This is a genomic window from Jiangella rhizosphaerae (assembly GCF_003579925.1).
Classification (GTDB): Bacteria; Actinomycetota; Actinomycetes; order Jiangellales; family Jiangellaceae; genus Jiangella; species Jiangella rhizosphaerae.
In genome coordinates this window covers 1-1,433 of sequence record NZ_QUAL01000235.1, presented here as the reverse complement: position 1 = coordinate 1,433, position 1,433 = coordinate 1, and the positions used below count along the sequence as shown (strand labels likewise).

The following is a 1,433-nucleotide window of genomic DNA, read 5'->3' as shown; positions in this document are numbered from 1 at the left end:
GCCGCGGTCGCGCCGGCCGGGGGTGCCGCGCCGGCCGGGGGTGTCGCGCAGCCGCCGCTGCCGCCGTCCGACGGCCCGGTCCGTCCCGCCGAACGCATCACCAGCGTGCTCAGCAACGAGAAGCGACGGGGGCGCTGGGAGGTGCCCGCCCGCATCGACGTCACGTCGATTCTCGGCGAGGTCGTGCTCGACTTCACCGAGGCCGTCGTGCGGACTCCCGAGGTCGAGATCCAGACGGCGATCGTCCTGGGCAGCCTCACGCTGATCGTCCCCGAAGGCATCGACGTCCGGCTCGACGAGGGCACCAACATCCTCGGCGAGCGGAAGATGAAGCTGCGCGAGCCCGTGACACCCGGCGCTCCGGTCTACCGGGTGCGCGGCTTCGTCCTGCTGGGCGAGGTCACGGTGCGCCCACCGCGCGACAAGCGCCGTTCGCTCCTCGGCCACTGACCAGCATCGGGGGGTTCACCGTGGTGGGTGATCATTCGCCGGTGAGCATGCTCCGCAGCCTGCGCCGGCTGCTGCCGAGGCTGGTCCTGCTCGCCGTCCTCACCCTCGGTGCCGCCGCACCCGCGGCCGCCCTGCCCGCGCCGGCTACCGCTCGCCCTGTCACGACCAGCGTCTCGTCGCCCGCTGGTGGAGCGCCCGCCGTCTCGCCCGACGACGCCGACGACCACGACGACGACTTCGGCTGGGGCCCGTCCCGCGTCGTCTGGGGCGGCTTCGGCTGGCTCGGCGTCGTTCTGGTGACCGCGCTCCTGCTGCGCCGCCGCGCCTCCCGCCGCCGCTGACCTCTGGGTGTGAGCCGACGCCGCCGGCGTCGGCTCACTCGTCTGGGCCAGAAGTGTCAGCCGACGTCGGAAATCCTGATGCCGGCGTCACCGATCATGAAGATCCGGCCATCGCCGGCGATCTCACGTGATTGGCGCGGTGACCTCCCTGTCATCACGGTGTCGCCCTGCCCCGGGGCTGGCCGGGCCGGCGGGCGATGGTCTGGCCTGTGGTGAAGGACGCGTCACCGGGTACCCGTCCTCGCCACCATCCGGCGACGACGGCCGGACCCGCGGCCCGGGGCGACCGTCATCATCCACCTTTTCGGTCGACACAGCAGCTCAGAACGTTGATGATCACAAGGGATCGAGGGTCATCACCGGCGTTCACGTCGTCGCGGTGACGGCGCCGGCATCGCACAGACCGCGGACCAGCGTCCACAATCCCTCGTCACCGTGAACGACGGCCGGTCTTCACGCAGAGCGGCGGCTAACAGTCAGAAGGGCGCCGGCTCGGGTTCGGGCGGGTCGGGCGCGCCGACTTGGGCGCGGGCCGGTGTCGATGTGCTCAGGACGGGGCCGATGGCCTCGGGTTCGACGGGGTAGTGGTGGCCGGCGGGGGTGGTCCACCAGGTGGTGCCGTCGGCGTGGGTGGTGATGGTG

General features: G+C 72.2%; 2 protein-coding genes. Both read left to right on the top strand.

The window, feature by feature from the left end; translation table 11 throughout:
• The coding region (locus DY240_RS22710; protein WP_233552830.1) for a LiaF domain-containing protein at window positions 1-450 on the top strand (450 nt) is incomplete at its 5' end.
• 41 nt (window positions 451-491) lie between these two features.
• On the top strand, window positions 492-791 hold the full coding sequence (locus DY240_RS22705; protein WP_119662075.1) for a hypothetical protein: 300 nt from the start codon (window positions 492-494) through the stop codon (window positions 789-791).
• The last annotated feature ends 642 nt before the right edge of the window (window positions 792-1,433 follow it).